Here is a 17,079-nt window from a genome sequence, read left to right on the forward strand (position 1 = left end):
GTCCATTATTCGATCAAACCATTCTTGATCGCGTAATAAGTCAGATCGGCGTTGTTCGCCAGTTGCATTTTCTCCAGTACGCGGGCCCGGTAGGTACTCACCGTTTTCACGGACAAATGCAATTCCTCCGCAATCTCAGTGGGAATCTGCCCGGCCGCGAGCTTGCAGAAAATCTGGAACTCACGCTCGGACAGCGCTTCGTGCGGCCGCCCGGCGGACGGCTTGTCGAGATTGTCGGCGAGCGCGTCGGCCACCGCCTCGGAGAGGTAGCGATGCCCGCGCGCCACCGAGCGAATCGCCCGCACGATCTCGTCGGGCTCGCAATCCTTGTTCAGATAACCGTTCGCGCCCGCGCGCAGCAGGTTGATCGCGTATTGGCTTTCCGGGTACCCCGACAGAATCAGTACGCCCTGCTCGGGACGCACCTGCTTGATCACACGCAAGGTGTCGATACCGTTCTTGTCCGGCATCGCGATGTCGAGCAGCACCACGTCGAACGCCTGCTCGCGCACGAGGCTGATGGTTTCGTCGCCGGTGGCCGCTTCGGCCGCGACGCACATATCCGGCTCGTCAGCGACGAACTGCCTGAAGCCACCTCGGACGATCGCATGGTCGTCGGCTATCAACACTCGAATCATCGGTTTGGGTGTCCGTGTATTGGAATCGCTCCAAAGCAGACATTGTAATGATCTCCGGCACGGCGTCTGCCGGAATCGGAGAAGAACATGGCGGCGCATGCCGGCGCGGGAAACCTGCCACACCCGCCCAGACCCGCCCGTGCCCGCAGCGCCCTCCCGCTTACTCGCGGCCTTCGAGCAGATCCGCCATATCGTCTGCGTGCTCTTCTTCCACAGCGAGAATCTCTTCGAACATACGACGCGTCGTCACGTCCTTGTCGCCGAGATAGCGAATGATCTCGCGGTAGGTATCGATCGCAATCCGCTCGGCGATCAGATTCTCCTTGATCATCTCCGTGAGGCTGTCGCCCTCCTTGTATTCCGAGTGCGAGCGCGTCTTCAACCCGTCCGGTGCGAAATCAGGCTCGCCGCCCAATTGCACGATCCGCTCGGCGATGCGGTCGGCGTGTTCCTGTTCCTCCGCGGCATGTTCGGCGAATTCCGCGGCCACCGCCTCGGAGTTGATGCCCTTTGCCATGAAGTGATGCCGCTTGTAACGCAGCACGCAGACGATTTCAGTGGCCAGTGCGTCATTGCATAGCTTCAGCACCGTTTCGCGATCCGCGCCATAGCTTTGCGTGACCGGTCCGTCCGACATGTGCTTGCGTGCGTCTTCGCGGATCTTCTTGAGATCCATCACGAACGGATCCTTGGATTGAGTGGCCGCGCCCTGGGCGCCAGGTGACTTCGACATTGAATTTCTCCTTTATCCGGTATTGGGGGGAACTGCGCATCACGCACGAATCGCGCCTGATGCGCCGGCACAAGGAATGCGGGCTACCAATAAGCGCCCGTCTACGTTCGGAATACGCCGAGCAGCAGCGTGACCACGAACACGACGAGGAAAATGTAGAACAGGATCTTCGCAATTTCAGCCGCCCCTGCTGCGATTCCGGTAAAACCGAACACGGCGGCGATGATCGCGATCACGAAAAAAACAATGGCATAGTGAAGCATGGCGACTCTCCTTCTTGTTGGTATCTGCGTGGCCTGGCTCGGCGCATTGCATGGCGAACCGTCTGCCAGTTTCGAAGACACGGCTTGCGAACTCCTCGTCGAACCGCGCTAATCGACGATCTTTTTCGTCACCACGAAGCCGAGCACGAGGAACACGACACACAGAATCACGAACACGATAAACAGGAACTTCGCGATTGCCGCCGCGCCTGCCGCTACGCCGGTAAAGCCAAGAAGGCCGGCGATCACCGCCACGACGGCGAAGAACAACGCCCATTTCAGCATGATGGCTTTCTCCCGAAACATTGATTGAACGATCAGGTCAATCCTAGCCATCAGCGACGGCGGGCGCATTCCGACGCACGCCGGTTTTCGTGTGAGAATCCGCTGACATTGGATTACGGCAGCGTTACGGCGAGCGCGTAAGCCACGCGAGGCCGGTGTGTTGCGCCGGCACGGCGGCCGCGTCGGCGCGATACTCGCACCGTCGCCTGACGCGGCGGACGTTACACTGAAGCCCCAATAGAGGAGCCGAAATTGCCAAATGAGCAGAATGCGCCGAACGCGGCCGCCCTTGGGCCCGCCACCCGCCTGAGCGACTGGATGCGCAATCGCAGTTGGGCGATTGCCATGACCGTGGCGATCGTCATTACCGTGGGCGGTCTCGTGATTCTCGAGACCGCGCGCCAACGCATTGCCGCCGAATACGAGACCGCACTCGAAGCACGCGACGTCACCGTGCAACTGAGCATTCTTGCGAGCCAGCTCTCGCGCCTGAGTGCGCAGCAAAGCGATTTTCTTCTGACGAAGCAGGACGCTTCCGCGCGCGATTTCTGCGGGACCGCCGTGCGCATCCGTCAGAGCGAACAGCAGTTGAACCGCTTCTACCGTAGTGGCAAAGCCGACAGCGCCGAACTCGCCAGCTTTACGCAGATCCTCGCGCTGATCGAGGCGCGTATCGGCGCGGGCGCGTCCGCGCTGCAGCGCGCGGCGCCGCATCCGCTGGATCTCGCCGTCTGCGGCAGCGCGAGCGAAGCCAGTCCGGCCGATGCGTCGCTCGTGGACAGCACGCTCTCGCTGCTGCGCGACAACGAGGAGCGCCGCGCGCAACACGCGCTTGCCGCGAGCCGCGGCGATCAGCGCATCTCCACGCTGTGCGCAGCGGGCTTGTCAGCGCTGAACATCGTGCTGTTCATCCTGCTGTTTCGTAACCTCGGCATTCAGATCGATCGTCAGGCGCGCGTGCAGCGTCAATTGATCACACAGCAGGAGGGGCTCGACCAGCTCGTGAATGAACGCACCCGTCAGCTCGAAGCGCTCGGCTGGCACTTGCAGGCAGTCAGCGAAAACGAAAAAACCCAGCTCGCGCGCGAGCTGCACGACGAGCTCGGCGCGATTCTGACCGCGAGCAAAATGGACGTGGCGTGGGCCAACCGCAAACTGAAGGACAGCGCGCCGGACATCTCCGAGAAACTCAAGCGGGCGCTCGCGAATCTCGACCAGGGCATTGCGCTCAAGCGGCGCATCATCGAAGACATGCGGCCTACGGTGCTGGCGAACTTCGGGCTCGTTACCGCGTTGCGTACGCTCGCCGACGAAGCCGCGCAGCGCAACAACTGGACGCTCGAACTGCACCTGCCCGCCGACGACATCAAGCTCGACGAGCAGACGGAGATCGCGCTGTTTCGCGTCGCGCAGGAGTCGCTCACCAACGCCGCCAAGTACGCGCGGGCTTCGAAGGTGTCGATCGCATTGCAGGTCGGCGATGGCCAGGTGGCGCTGCATATCGCCGATAACGGCGTCGGCATCATGCCGGCCGATCTGAAGCGCACCCACACGCATGGGCTTCTGGGCATGCGCCAGCGCGTCGCCGCGCACGGCGGACGCTTCGATATCCGGCGCGGCGTGCCCAACGGCACCGACATCCATGTGGAGATGCCGAGCGTGAGCACCGCGACGCCTTCGATCGACCTGCCGCCGGCCACGCCTTCGCGAACGGCCGTCTAGTCAAGGCTCGCGCAACGCCTCCGTGAGGCTTGTAGGAGTGCGCCGACGCAAACAGCGGAGCACGCCTACAAGAAAATCGCAGCCCGGCCGACAGCGCCTTCCGCGCCCTTTTTTTACCATGCAATCAGACCGGATCGACTGGCGTAAGCCCCGGTCGGACGACAGCTAGCTTAGCTGGCGCGTGCCGTAGAACACGGGCACGTCAACCGATGCATTCTCGACAAGGAGAACTCTCATGAATCGACTGATCGCTTTGCTTCTCATTGCAGGGACGGCTGCGCTCGCCGGTTGCAACACCATGGCGGGGGCTGGGCAGGACATTTCGAAGGGTGGCGACGCCATCACGAATTCGGCTGAAAAGGCCAAGTAAGCAGGTCATATGAAGCAGACGCCCGGCGCTTTGAGGCGCCTGGCAACGGGGGTTCGTGAAAGCCCGCCGCGGGAAACCTCGGCGGGCTTTTTTTCGCCTGATGGTCGGGCTTCGTTGTTTGCGCAGCCTTCGCGCACGCATCGGCGTGATGCTCGCAACAGTCACGGCTTCGTTACCGACGCTCAGCGACGCCACAAACAAAACGGCGATCCACTCGCGTGGATCGCCGCTCCGTCCTCCCCAGGACGTGTCGCTTATTGCATGCGTCTGATTCAAGCGCCGCTTGCGGGCATTCCTGTCAGCGCACTTCTTCGCGCACTTCGCGTACTTATTGGCCCGTCAGCGTATTCGTCAGTTCGACGCTCGGCGTCTGCGTATTGCCGTTCTGCGCGACCAGCAGATGGATCTGGCCCGGCACGAGCTGGCTCAGCGCCCCCGCGATCGGCACCGACGTCACCAGCCAGTCGGCATTGTTCGACAACGTGAATGCCGGCGACTGGAAGATCGGCGTCTTGCTGCCCGCCGCTGTCGCGATCAGCACGTACGTGCCGCCGGACACGTAAATCGAGTCCTGACCGCTCGCCGGCACCGCGTTCTTGAATGCCACGCCGGCCATGGTCGGCGAGACGTTGGCGATGTTGGTGGCGGTGGATTGGACCAGATACAGGTCGAGATTGGTCGCGTTCGCCGAAGCGTTGAAGCCGCGCACACGCGCGCTATTCGAGAGCAGCCCCTTGTCGAACGGATCGTCGATCAGGCCGATGTCCGGTGCGGCGAGACCCGGCAGAGCGAGCACGGTGTATTCGTGGCCCTTGGCGACATCCGGAAAGCTGCCGCTTGCAAGCGCCGTCGTCGAACCGGTCGCCGAGTAAGCGACAGTCGTCGCACCTGTGTTGATATTGGTGAGGTTCGTCACGCCTTTATAGTTGATGTTCGTCTGGCCGGACGGCGCGGTACCGTTCACGAGAAAGTCGACTGCCGGACCACTGGGAATGGCATGGATGAAATGGATCTCCGGATTGGTCAGCCCGAGTTCCTTGCCTACGTCGTCGGAACCGCCGCCACACGCGCTCAGAATGGATGCAACCGCAGCCATCGCCACCATGGTTCGGATCAGTTTCATTATGTTCACCTATCGATGTTATCGGGCTCTCGGCCCATTGATTTGTGGACGTCCCGCTTCGGACAACACGCCGTCTAAAGCCTTGTTCGCTGGTCGATGGAACGGTTCCGGCCAGCTCTCCAAAGCGGAGCATCCCCTCCTATCCTTGCCGCACATCGCGCCTTTTTGCCGAACGGCGCGGTCCGTGTCGATGGACGCTCGCTTTGAGCAATGCGTGTACCGCGGGGTTTGGCATGGCCGGTGGCGGCTGAAGAATGTCTTACGGAGCAACGACTTGCGAGGTTTAGAATTTTTCCTCGGCGGGTTGGCACGCGACGCGGTGTATTGTTCGTGCGCGTCCAATAATTACACGGTCCCCCGCATGTCTTACCAACACTTACTCGCCGAACTCGATCTGGGCTTCACTCGTTTGCGCAACCGCGTGGTGATGGGTTCGATGCACACGGGCATGGAAGACCGCTTCTGGAATTACCCGAAGCTGGCCGCGTATTTCCGCGAGCGCGCGAAAGGCGGCGTCGGTTTGATCGTCACGGGCGGGATCTCGCCGAATCGCGAAGGTTGGCTGTTGCCGTTCGGCGGCACGTTGAATTCCATATTCGATCTGCGCAATCACCGGAAATTGACCGAGGCCGTGCATGCCGAAGGCGGCAAGATCGCGCTGCAGATCCTGCACGCGGGCCGCTATGGCTATCAACCGTTCGTCGTCTCCGCATCGGCGATCAAATCGCCGATCTCGAAGTTCAAGCCGCGAGCGCTTAGCATCGCCGGCATTGCGAAGACCGTGCGCGACTACGCACGCTGCGCACGCCTCGCTCAACGCGCGGGATACGACGGTGTCGAGATCATGGGCAGTGAAGGCTACCTGCTCAACCAGTTCCTGTGCCCGCGCACCAACCAGCGCACCGACGCGTACGGCGGCAGCATCGAAAACCGCATGCGACTCGCGCGCGAGATCGTCGAGGCGGTGCGCGCGGTATGCGGCGAACGCTTTATCGTCGTGTACCGGATCTCGCTGATCGATCTGGTGGAGGGCGGCAACACGTGGGACGAAACCGTGCAGGTCGCGCAGGCGCTCGAAGCCGCCGGCGTTACCATGTTCAACACCGGCATCGGCTGGCACGAGGCGCGTGTGCCGACCATCGTGACCTCGGTGCCACGCGCCGCCTTCGCCGCGCTGAGCGCGCGATTGAAGGCCGCCGTCAAGGTGCCGGTGATCGTGTCCAACCGCATCAATACGCCCGAGGTCGCCGAAGAACTGCTCGCGCAGGGAGCGGGCGATCTGGTTTCCATGGCGCGGCCTCTATTGGCCGATCCCGAGTTCGTGGTGAAGACCGCCGAGGGACGCGCGCACGAAATCAACACCTGTATCGCCTGCAATCAGGCCTGCCTCGATCACACGTTCAAGAACCAGCGCGCCACGTGCCTCGTCAATCCGCGCGCGGGACGCGAGACCGAATTGATCTACCGGCCCGTCGCCGGGGCGCAGGCCGCGCGCTCGGTGGCAGTGGTCGGCGCGGGTCCGGCCGGATTGTCGGCGGCGACCGTCGCCGCGGCGCGCGGGCATCGCGTGACGCTGTTCGATGCGAGCGCAACGATCGGCGGCCAGTTCAATCTGGCGATGCGCGTGCCCGGCAAGGAGGAGTTCAGCGAAACGATCCGCTATTTTCAGAGCCAGTTGCAACGCCACCGCGTCGACGTGCGGCTCGACACACGCGTCGACCCCGCCCTGCTGGCCTCGGGCGCTTACGACGACGTGATCGTCGCCACTGGCATCGTGCCGCGCCGGCCGGCGATTGCCGGTATCGACGCGGCCAACGTGCTGTCGTATGTGGACGTGCTGCGTGGTGCGCCGGTCGGCCAGCGCGTCGCGGTGATCGGTGCGGGCGGCATCGGCTTCGACGTCAGCGAGTTTTTGCTGCATCGCGCGGGCGAGCCTCTGCCAATGCCGCGCGACGCATGGCTCGACGAATGGGGCGTCGATCTGGCCGTGCGGGAACGCGGCGGGCTGAAACCGCCCGCGCCGGCGCGGCCGCCGCGGCAAATCTGGCTGTTGCAGCGCAAGGCCGGCAAGCTCGGCATGGGGCTTGGCAAGACTTCCGGCTGGGTGCATCGCGCGACGCTGGCGAGGAACGGCGTGACAATGCTCGGTGGCGTGTCATATCTGGAAATCGCGGCGCGCGGGCTGAAGATCGCGCATGAAGGCGTCGAGGAATGGCTCGACGTGGATACGATCGTGGTGTGCGCGGGGCAGGAATCGCTGCGCGATCTGCACCCGCAGGCAGCGGGTGAAGCGAATCAGGCCGGCGGCCCGCGTTATCACGTGATCGGCGGGGCGAAAGTCGCCACTGAACTGGACGCGAAACGCGCGATTCGCGAAGGCGCGGAAGTGGCCGCGGCGCTCTAATAGCGGGCCGCCGCCCCGGCACAATGAGACTCACAAGGGGCAACCCAACGCAAGCCCGCTCCAGGCTCAGGCGAGCCCCTTCTTCCGGTAGTCGAACCAGAACGACAGTCCCACGCTCGCCAGAATCACGACCGTCGCGATCACCGTGGAGCGGGTGACCGGCTCGCCGAGCAGCAGCGCACCCAGCGCCACGGCCACCACCGGGTTCACGTACATGCAACTGCTGGCGATGATCGGGCTGGTATGCCGGATCAGAAAACCATATGCGACGTAGGCGGCCATCGTGCCGATCAGCATCAGGTAGATGAACGCCAGCACCGGCATAACATGCACCTCGAGCATCCGCTCGCCGGAGACCCACGCGACCAGCGTGGACATCGCGCCGCCCAGACCGATTTGCAGCGACGTCGAGAGAAACAGGTCCGAGGGCAGTTTCAGACGCCCGGCCAGATGCGCGCCGCCCGCCCAGAAAAGCGCACCGCACAGAATCGCCAGGCTGCCGCCCGCGGAGCCCGGCGCACTATCGCCATGACTGAGAATCGCGATGCCGACCAGACCGAGGCCGACCGCGAACCACTCGCCCCGGCCAATCTTGCGCCCCGCCACGGCCGCGATCACCGTCGCGAACAGCGGCACGGTGGCGACCATCACCGCCGCGGTGCCGGTGCCGACGGTGCGCATCCCGTAGGCGAGCATGCCGCTCGACAAACCGACCAGCATGGTGCCCACCAGCCCGGCATTACGGATTTCGGCGGCGCCCGGCCAGACCGGATTGCGGCGCGCCGCAAAAATAAAGAGGCCTACACCGGCGAACAGATTGCGCAGCCCCGAGAGAAGCAATGGAGGAAACGAACCCAGCGCGACGTGCACGGCAAGATAGGTCGAGCCCCACACGACATAGACGACGGCGAGCGCGAGCGCGAGCTGGCCATTGCGGGACTGCGGCAAACGGAGCGAAAAACCACGCGGAAAACGGCTTGGGAGTTGCAGCGACATGCGTTCAACCCGCCCATGCCGCTCGAGGTGCGGCGCCCCCGCTGGAGACCCTGAGGCGGGATGGCGGACACCGCATCGGCGATACGGTCTGACGGGCAAGGCTGGCGGACATGTTGGTGGAGCGGAAGGACGATAGATGGCCAATGAGCCACAACGCCGCGGCGGCCGAAGAAATCGGGCCACGGCGAACACGCGCCAAATAGTGGGCGCGCACGGCATTATGCAGTAAGCGCCCACCGCGTCGCTTGAAAGAATCGTAACTTTTTGGCGTACTTGCAACAAAAACGCCGTGGACGTTTCCCCCCGTATTTGCCACGTCGACTCCACAGAACGCGTTGAATGCACAAGGCATAGCGATCTGTGTTTCGGCATGAGCCGCCGTGCGTTGCTGCGGATCTTTGAGTGGTCGATTCTCCCGCCGCCTGGTTGAGTGGATGCTCAAGCAAGGTCGACGATGATTCGGCCTCCGTAACTTTCGGGCAGGCGGCGGTCTGGCCGGAATACGGCCCGCGCGCTTTGCCAACGGATGTCGGCCGATGGCGCACGGTGAACGACGGTCCTTGGCGGCGAGTCGGGAGACACGCCCCGGCCTTGTGCTACAGTCGGTAGAGATTAGCCCCGTGCTAACATTCAGCTTTCGATCGCGCCGCGTGCAACTGTATCGTGGCGCCCGCTTCCCCCTCTTTCGCTACCCACCGGCCACCTCGATGCGCTTTCCGACTTTCCGTGCCCACTTCCGCTTGCGCCCTCGCCGCGCAACCGGCTGCGCGCGCGCGGAATTCATGCCGCGTCGCGCCGGCGGGCCGTCCCGAACGCTCCCGCTCCACGCCGCCCGGCGCCCGATTTAACGCTGCTCGCTCCATTGCCTGAGCCGCGTTGTCGGGCTCCGGGCCGATCTCATCCGCACGCTGTTCCCCTACATGCAGATCGAATTGGAGTACCCATCGTGAAAAAGACGAAAACCTGTTACCTCACCGAACTCGACGTCACCCGTCTCGAGAAGCACGCAGCCGCGCCCGGCGCCGACGCGCGTTTGCAAGACATGCTCGACGACGTCCTGGAGCGCGCCGTGATCGTCGACTCGCACGAGATTCCGGCCAATATCGTTACGATGAATTCGCAAGCCACGCTGGTCGACGAAACCAGCGGCGAGCACATGACCTGGACCGTGGTCTATCCGCCGAACGCGGACTTCGCGCATGGCCGCCTGAACGTGTTCTCCCCCGCCGGCCTCGCCTTGCTCGGCGCCAAACGCGGCGAGCGCATCCGCTTCACGCCGCCGAGCGGCACGGAGAAAGTGCTGAAGCTCGAAAAGATCCTCTTTCAGCCCGAAGCCGCCGACAATTTCACGCTGTAAGCCAGCGCAATGGCGTAGCAACGCGTGTTGCGCCGCTTCATGACAGCCCCCTGAATACGGCAATGCCGCGTGGCTTGCCGCTGTGATATCCGCCATCCGATGTTCGAAGACGGGTTGCCAAGCAGCGTGCGGCCGGTGTATCGTGTGCGCTGCTAACGCGGGGGTCCTGCGTTGCACGGAGGTTGGAGGTCCGTGCTGCGCGGGTGAGAAATACCCTTTGAACCTGATCTGGATAATGCCAGCGCAGGGAAGCGTGCGGAATTCGCACTCCAGCTCTACAGCCTCATCTCTCGCGATTTCCGACAACTTCCGTCTCGTCTCCTGCTTAGCCGCCCCACATAGCTTTGCTCAGGAGATACTGCATGAACGCCAACCCGAAGTTCCTTTCCGCCGACGCTCACGTCGATGAAGCCGCCGTCGCGCCGCTGCCAAATTCCCGCAAGGTCTACGTGACCGGCTCGCGTGCCGATATCCGCGTGCCGATGCGCGAAATCTCGCAGGCCGACACGCCCGACAGTTTCGGCGGCGAAAAGAATCCGCCGGTCTATGTCTACGACACGTCGGGCCCGTACTCGGACCCGGAAGCCAAAATCGATATCCGCGCCGGTCTGCCGGCACTGCGTCAGGCATGGATCGAAGAGCGCGGCGACACCGAAGCGCTGACGGGTCTGTCGAGCGACTTCAGCCGCGAGCGCGCCGCCGACACGGCGACCGCCGAATTGCGCTTCCAGGGCCTGCACCGCACGCCGCGCCGCGCGATCGCCGGCAAGAACGTCTCGCAAATGCACTACGCGAAAAAAGGCATCATCACGCCGGAAATGGAGTACATCGCGATTCGTGAGAACCAGCGCCGCGCCGAGTATCTGGAAAGCCTTAAGACGAGCGGCCCGAACGGCGAAAAGCTCGCCGCGATGATGGGCCGCCAGCATCCGGGTCAGGCATTCGGCGCGAGCGCGTTCGGTCCGAACGGCCTCACCGAAATCACGCCGGAATTCGTGCGCGAAGAAGTGGCGCGCGGCCGCGCGATCATCCCGAACAACATCAATCACCCGGAAAGCGAGCCGATGATCATCGGCCGCAACTTCCTCGTGAAGGTGAATGCGAACATCGGCAACTCGGCGGTGACGTCCTCGATCGGCGAGGAAGTCGACAAGATGACGTGGGCGATCCGCTGGGGCGGCGACACGGTGATGGATCTGTCCACCGGCAAGCACATTCACGAAACGCGCGAGTGGATCATCCGCAATTCGCCGGTGCCGATCGGCACGGTGCCGATCTACCAGGCGCTGGAAAAGGTCAACGGCAAGGCCGAAGACCTGACGTGGGAAATCTTCCGCGACACGCTTATCGAGCAGGCTGAGCAGGGCGTCGACTACTTCACGATTCACGCGGGCGTGCGTCTGCAATACGTGCCGCTCACGGCCAAGCGCATGACCGGCATCGTCTCGCGCGGCGGCTCGATCATGGCCAAGTGGTGTCTCGCTCACCACAAGGAAAGCTTCCTGTACGAGCATTTCGAAGACATCTGCGAAATCATGAAGGCCTATGACGTGGCCTTCTCGCTCGGCGACGGCCTGCGCCCCGGCTCGATCTACGATGCCAACGACGAAGCGCAACTCGGCGAACTGAAGACGCTCGGCGAACTCACGCAGATCGCGTGGAAGCACGACGTGCAGACCATGATCGAAGGCCCCGGCCATGTGCCGATGCAACTCATCAAGGAGAACATGGACCTGCAACTGGAATGGTGCGACGAAGCGCCGTTCTACACGCTGGGACCGCTGACCACGGACATCGCGCCGGGTTACGACCATATCACCTCGGGCATAGGCGCTGCGATGATCGGCTGGTTCGGCACGGCCATGCTCTGCTACGTGACGCCGAAGGAACACCTCGGCTTGCCGAACAAGGACGACGTCAAGACCGGCATCATCACCTACAAGCTCGCCGCGCATGCCGCCGATCTGGCGAAGGGCCACCCGGGCGCGCAGGTGCGTGACAACGCGCTCTCCAAGGCGCGCTTCGAATTCCGTTGGGAGGACCAGTTCAACCTCGGCCTCGATCCGGACAAGGCGCGCGAATTCCACGACGAAACGCTGCCGAAGGATTCGGCCAAGGTCGCGCATTTCTGCTCGATGTGCGGCCCGCACTTCTGCTCGATGAAAATCACGCAGGACGTCCGCGAGTTCGCCGCGCAACAGGGCGTCACCGACGACGAAGCGTTGAAGAAAGGCATGGAAGTGAAGTCGATCGAGTTCATGAAAAAAGGCGCTGAGATTTATCAGCGGCAGTAAGGTTCGCACGCGGGTCGCGTGTTCTCGCGGTGCAGTCCAAGCCGCCACTCGATCCGCCAATCCTTGCATTGCAGCACCGAAGCCCGCCACTGGCGGGCTTTTCCGTTTACGGCTTCCGGGCACGTCGCATGCTATCCGGAGGGAAACATTTGATTACGAAACCGACAGTTCGTTGACAAGCGCAAACATCTGGATACGGGCTGCGGCGATAACATCAAATGCAAGGAAGGTGACGTTCCAACTACAACTACCGGAGTCAGCATCATGAAATCGATTCGTCAAATCGGCACGCTCGCGGCCATCGTGGCAGTCGTGGTGAGTCTTTCCGCGTGTGAAGGCATGAGCCGGCAAGGCCGCGATACGGCTATCGGCGCGGGCTTGGGCGGCGCCGCGGGCGCGGCGATCGGCGGCAATGCGCTGTCGACCATAGGCGGCGCAGCGGCGGGTGGCATCATCGGCAATCAGGTCGGGAAGTAAGCGGACGGCAGGTCGTAGCGCGATCCATCACATGACACGCACGAGGGGCGAGCGAAGCGCGACCCTCGGCGAGCTGGACACATCGCTCATGAGCGCAACGCGCGCGACATGCGTTTTATGCTCGGGTTCATGCAGGTCGCGAATGGCGCTGCAATGAGGTGAAATAAGCCGTTACCGTTTTGCAATCCGGCCGGCGTCGCAGCAGCGTAAGCTGGTACCGTGACGCCCCCAATGGCGGCGTTCGATTCAACCAGGAGCGCGTCATGAAGTCCCGCCTCATCAATACGGTGTGTGCGATCGGCCAGCGGTTGCCGCTGCGCTTTTCCCGTTCCTCCTTTCCTCGACTCTCATACACCGGCATGGCGCTTGGCGGCATGGCCTGCGCCCTCACGCTGTCCGGTTGCTACTACCCATACGGTTATTATCCGGCCGGCTATTACCCGTATTACGGCGCCGTGCCCGCGGCGGGTACGCAGCAGGCCGTGCCGATGGGCCAGGAGGCTTCATACCCCGCGCAGCAGCAACAGGCTCAGGGTGGTCAGCAGAGCCCGCCTCCCACTTACGCGGTTGCCGCCCCGCCCGTGTATGTGGCGCCCGCGCCGGCCTATCCGGTCTACTATCCGCCGCCGGTCTATCCGGCTTATTACGGCTATCCAGGCTGGTATGGTCCCTCGGTTTCGATCGGCTTCGGTTTTGGTGGCTACTGGGGTGGCCACGGTGGAGGCGGCGGGCACGGCCATGGCCACGGGCACTGACACGTGCCGGCGCGTTTCGACTCATTGATGGTCTTTGCCATGAACTGCACGACGGCCCCTGCAGCACGCGGCCCCGCCGCGCTTCGCGCATGCCGCCTCAGGCGAGCGCAACGCGGGTTCCCGGCCCTCGTCCGCTTCGCCCGCAGTTTCTTCTTGACGCCGCCCGACTGGGTTCTATGCTTGGGAAAGCCCCACACAGTACCTGTTTAAATAAGCGATCCGGCCCGGCCCGCACGTGCCGCCGACGCCCATCCGTCCTGCCAGAGCGACGCGTCCGATAAAAATAAGTGCCGCGTCGAGTTCGAACAACAACGAAGGAGACGCGATGTTCCATCAACTACTCACCCCTGTCGGCAATTCGCTATTGCCATCGTTTCTGGTCGCGGCCTTACCGATCATCGTCGTGCTGCTCCTGCTCGGCTGGGCGCGGCGGCCGGCATGGCAGGCGTCGCTCGCGGGCCTGATCGTCGGCTTGATCGTGGCGATCTTTGTCTGGCAGTTTCCGGTGGGACTGGCGGTCGATTCGGTCGTGGCCGGTGCCGTGTTCGCATGCTGGCCGGTCATGTGGATCGTGTTCGCGGCGATCCTGCTGTACAACATCTCGCAGCGCTCAGGGCGCTTCGCGGCCTTTCGCATGTGGATGATCGACAATCTGCCGAACGACCGGCGCGTGGTGCTGGTGGTGATCGGGTTTTCGTTCGGCGCGCTGCTCGAAGGGATTTCCGGTTTCGGCACGCCGGTCGCCATCACCAGTTCGTTGCTGATTCTGCTCGGCTTTCCCACGCTGGAAGCGCTCACCTTCACGCTGATCTTCAATACCGCACCGGTCGCCTTCGGCGCGCTAGGCGTGCCGATCACCGTGCTCGGCGCGGTCACGCACCTGCCGGCCGATTCGCTCGCCAAGATGGTCGGCCGCCAGTTGCCGTTCTTCGCCTTTCTGCTGCCCTTCTATGTGATCAGCGTCTATGCGGGCTTTCGCAACATGCTGAAAGTGTGGCCGGTGCTGCTGGTATCGGGCGCGAGCTTCGCGCTGACGCAGTTCGTCGCCTCGAACTACGTGAACTACAGCCTGACCGACGTGTTGTCGTCGATGGTCTCGCTCATTCTGACGATCGCCTTCCTGCGCGTCTGGCGGCCCGCGGTTGATCCGAAATTCGCGGTCAACATCGACCGTGTCGGCGAGGTGCGCGGCAAGATCGGCGGCGGCCAGGGCTGGTATCCGTGGATCATCGTGTCGGTCGTGGTGATCGTCTGGACGGTGGCGAAGATCTTCCTGATCGGCGACGTCAAGGTGCCGTGGCCGGGGCTCGACAAGGCCGTCTTCATCACGCTGTACAACACGCCGTACGGCGCGGTATGGGACTTCCAGCCGCTCGCCACCGGCACCGCGATTCTCGTTGCCGCGCTCATCACCACCTTCGTGGTCGGCCTGAGCGCGCGCGAGTTTGGCGCGGCCATCGCCGACACGTGGGTGCAAACGCGCATCGCAATCCTGACGGTAGCGACCATCGTCGGGCTCGCGTATCTGATGAACTACTCGGGGCTCACCTACACGCTCGGGCTGGGCGTCGCCTCGGTCGGACCGTTCTTTCCGCTGGTATCGGCGTTCCTTGGCTGGGTCGCGGTGTTCCTGTCCGGCAGCGATACCTCGGGCAACGCCCTGTTCGGCAATCTGCAGGTGGTGGCGGCCAACCAGTTGAATCTCAACCCGATCCTGATGGCGGCGACGAATTCGTCGGGCGGCGTGATGGGCAAGATGATCTCGCCGCAAAACATCTCGACCGGCGTGGCCACCACCGAGCTTAAAGGCAAGGAAGGCGTGGTGTTCGCCAAGACGTTCAAGCATTCGATTCTGTTGACGGTGCTGCTCGGCGTGCTGGTCTGGCTGCAGCAGAATTTCCTGCAGTGGATGATTCCGCACTGAGGGGGCGGCGATCGTTCCGGCGGGATTGCGTACCGAGGGCGTGGCGCTTGTACCGGCGAAATTCCGTGCCGAGAGTGTGGCGTGTGTACCGGCGGGATTCCGTACCGAGGGCGTGGCGCTCTCGTACCGGCGGGATTCCGTACCGGGGGCGTAGCGCTCTCGTACCGGCGAAATTCCGTACCGAGAGCGTGGCGCTCGTACCGGCGGGATTCCGTACCGAAGGCGTGGCGCTCGTACCGAGGGAATTCTGTACTGAGGGCGTTGCTTACGGTGGGCACGACGCGCACGGAAGACTGCGCACTGAGACGGGTTTCGCCAAGTCGGGCCGGGTCGCGTCTGGTCGGCTCAAGCAGCTGACCCGGCGCGCCCGACCCGCGCTTGCGCCGCATGCACACCACCCCGGCCAGCGAGCCATCGACCGCAAAATAATTCACGACGCTCAAGCAGACACCATATCCTGCCTCAGCCCCTCCCTTCCATCACACCGTCCTGATCGCAATTTTTCTCACATCAGCGTGAGAATTGCTCGTTTTGCGCACACCGCCGCTACACTTACGATCACGACTATCAGACGCCTTTCATCTCCCGGATCTTGCCGTTTCATTCCAGCCTGAAACGTTTCGCACGATTGCGCTGCTACGATGCGCGGGCGTCTCGACTCAACCGCGCGAGGCGCCATCCCGATGAATGCCAAGAACCTGCTGCAACTGCTGATCCTCGCCGCCCTATGGGGCGCGTCGTTCCTGTTTATCCGCGTCGGCGTCACCGACTTCGGCGTCGCACCGTTGATGGCGCTGCGCGTCGGCATCGGCGCGGCGTTTCTCGCCGTCGTGCTGATCGCGCGACGCCCGCTACGCCAATCCGCGACCATCCTGCGCACGCGCGCCTTCCCGCTGCTGGTGGTCGGCATCCTGAATTCGGCGGCGCCCTTCTGCCTGTTCGCCTACGCCGAGTTGACGCTGTCGGCGGGAGTCACCTCCGTGATCAATGCGAGCACGCCGCTCTGGGGCGCGCTGGTCGGCTTTCTCTGGCTGCGTGACCGGCTGAGCGCGCTGCGCACGCTCGGGTTGGTGATCGGCTTTCTCGGCGTATTGATGCTGGTATGGGATCAGATCGCTGCGCCGAACGGTACGGCCGCGACCCCGCTCAGCACCGCGCTCGCGGCCGCCGCGGCTCTCGGCGCCACGCTGCTGTACGGCGTCGCAGCCAACTACACGAAGCGCCACCTGACCGGCGTCGACGCGCTCACCGTCGCGACCGGCACCATGACCGGCGCCACGATCGTGCTGCTGCCGCTCGCCGTGATCTACTGGCCGGCGGCGCCGGTCTCGCTCCACGCGTGGGGTGCGGTGATCGCGCTCGGTGTCGCGTGTACGGGCGTGGCGTATATGTTGTTCTTCCATCTGATCGCGGTGGTCGGACCGGCGCGCGCGATTACGGTGACCTTCGTGATTCCGATCTTCGGCATTCTGTGGGGCGCGCTGTTTCTCGGCGAAAGCGTGTCACCCGGCATGCTCGAAGGTTGCGGCGTGATCCTGGTCGGCACCGCGCTGGCCACGGGCGTTATCAAGCGTCTGCCGTGGATCGGAACGCGCCGCGCCGACACCTGACATCCGCTTCGTTGCGCGCGACGCTCTCCGGCGTCGCCGACCCGCGCATTCTTCCCGCAGTCCCGCCATCCCGCCGCCGCGACGACTCCCAAGCGCAAAAAAATAGCCCGCACTCCACGGGAGTGCGG

15 protein-coding genes and 1 riboswitch are annotated in these 17,079 nt (G+C 63.5%); of the genes, 9 read left to right on the plus strand and 6 right to left on the minus strand.

Features of this window, described 5'->3' with window-relative positions; genetic code table 11:
* Positions 1–5 precede the first annotated feature (5 nt).
* From P0D70_RS11700 to P0D70_RS11715, 4 genes are all read right to left on the minus strand, one after another.
* The gene (locus P0D70_RS11700) at positions 6–638 is read right to left on the minus strand and encodes a response regulator (protein WP_408184596.1); all 633 of its coding nucleotides are present in this window, start codon (positions 636–638) and stop codon (positions 6–8) included.
* A 160-nt stretch (positions 639–798) separates the two neighbouring features.
* Positions 799–1,371: a ferritin-like domain-containing protein gene (locus P0D70_RS11705; RefSeq protein ID WP_091792788.1), complete on the minus strand. Its 573-nt coding sequence runs from the start codon at positions 1,369–1,371 to the stop codon at positions 799–801.
* A gap of 101 nt (positions 1,372–1,472) precedes the next feature.
* Complete coding sequence (locus P0D70_RS11710; protein ID WP_006052455.1) at positions 1,473–1,634, minus strand: DUF1328 domain-containing protein; 162 nt, start codon at positions 1,632–1,634, stop codon at positions 1,473–1,475.
* A gap of 108 nt (positions 1,635–1,742) precedes the next feature.
* Positions 1,743–1,919 carry a DUF1328 domain-containing protein gene (locus P0D70_RS11715; protein WP_091800263.1) on the minus strand — a complete coding sequence of 59 codons (177 nt, stop codon included), beginning with the start codon at positions 1,917–1,919 and terminating at the stop codon, positions 1,743–1,745.
* Between the two features lie 252 nt (positions 1,920–2,171).
* On the opposite strand from P0D70_RS11715, the gene P0D70_RS11720 reads away from it, so the two are divergent.
* Together P0D70_RS11720 and P0D70_RS11725 are read left to right on the plus strand one after the other, a co-directional pair.
* Positions 2,172–3,641: a sensor histidine kinase gene (locus tag P0D70_RS11720; RefSeq protein ID WP_408184597.1), complete on the plus strand. Its 1,470-nt coding sequence runs from the start codon at positions 2,172–2,174 to the stop codon at positions 3,639–3,641.
* Between the two features lie 235 nt (positions 3,642–3,876).
* Positions 3,877–4,011 carry an entericidin A/B family lipoprotein gene (locus P0D70_RS11725; protein WP_091792786.1) on the plus strand — a complete coding sequence of 45 codons (135 nt, stop codon included), beginning with the start codon at positions 3,877–3,879 and terminating at the stop codon, positions 4,009–4,011.
* A gap of 328 nt (positions 4,012–4,339) precedes the next feature.
* Here the strand turns inward: P0D70_RS11725 and P0D70_RS11730 are convergent, their stop codons facing one another.
* Positions 4,340–5,134, minus strand: coding sequence for a DUF4397 domain-containing protein (locus P0D70_RS11730; RefSeq protein WP_091792785.1), 795 nt, complete (start codon positions 5,132–5,134; stop codon positions 4,340–4,342).
* 361 nt (positions 5,135–5,495) lie between these two features.
* On the opposite strand from P0D70_RS11730, the gene P0D70_RS11735 reads away from it, so the two are divergent.
* Positions 5,496–7,538 (plus strand): oxidoreductase, encoded by a 2,043-nt coding sequence (locus P0D70_RS11735; RefSeq protein ID WP_408184598.1) that lies wholly within the window; start codon positions 5,496–5,498, stop codon positions 7,536–7,538.
* A 66-nt stretch (positions 7,539–7,604) separates the two neighbouring features.
* Here P0D70_RS11735 and P0D70_RS11740 read toward each other — a convergent pair whose 3' ends face one another.
* Positions 7,605–8,534: an EamA family transporter gene (locus P0D70_RS11740; protein WP_408184599.1), complete on the minus strand. Its 930-nt coding sequence runs from the start codon at positions 8,532–8,534 to the stop codon at positions 7,605–7,607.
* A 946-nt stretch (positions 8,535–9,480) separates the two neighbouring features.
* On the opposite strand from P0D70_RS11740, the gene P0D70_RS11745 reads away from it, so the two are divergent.
* From P0D70_RS11745 to P0D70_RS11770, 6 genes are all read left to right on the plus strand, one after another.
* Positions 9,481–9,891 carry a GreA/GreB family elongation factor gene (locus P0D70_RS11745; RefSeq protein ID WP_177204949.1) on the plus strand — a complete coding sequence of 137 codons (411 nt, stop codon included), beginning with the start codon at positions 9,481–9,483 and terminating at the stop codon, positions 9,889–9,891.
* Between the two features lie 149 nt (positions 9,892–10,040).
* A riboswitch (TPP riboswitch) is annotated at positions 10,041–10,159 on the plus strand.
* 94 nt (positions 10,160–10,253) lie between these two features.
* On the plus strand, positions 10,254–12,185 hold the full coding sequence (gene thiC, locus P0D70_RS11750) for a phosphomethylpyrimidine synthase ThiC (RefSeq protein ID WP_091792783.1): 1,932 nt from the start codon (positions 10,254–10,256) through the stop codon (positions 12,183–12,185).
* A gap of 264 nt (positions 12,186–12,449) precedes the next feature.
* Positions 12,450–12,662, plus strand: coding sequence for a YMGG-like glycine zipper-containing protein (locus P0D70_RS11755; protein WP_091792782.1), 213 nt, complete (start codon positions 12,450–12,452; stop codon positions 12,660–12,662).
* Positions 12,663–12,925: 263 nt separating this feature from the next.
* A complete protein-coding gene (locus P0D70_RS11760; protein ID WP_408184600.1) occupies positions 12,926–13,417 on the plus strand; it encodes a hypothetical protein in 492 nt (163 codons plus the stop codon).
* Positions 13,418–13,742: 325 nt separating this feature from the next.
* Positions 13,743–15,341: an L-lactate permease gene (locus P0D70_RS11765; protein WP_408184601.1), complete on the plus strand. Its 1,599-nt coding sequence runs from the start codon at positions 13,743–13,745 to the stop codon at positions 15,339–15,341.
* A 683-nt stretch (positions 15,342–16,024) separates the two neighbouring features.
* A complete protein-coding gene (locus P0D70_RS11770) occupies positions 16,025–16,951 on the plus strand; it encodes a DMT family transporter (RefSeq protein ID WP_091800251.1) in 927 nt (308 codons plus the stop codon).
* Positions 16,952–17,079: the final 128 nt, after the last annotated feature.

The organism is Paraburkholderia sp. RL17-381-BIF-C, from assembly GCF_046026435.1.
Lineage (GTDB): Bacteria > Pseudomonadota > Gammaproteobacteria > Burkholderiales > Burkholderiaceae > Paraburkholderia.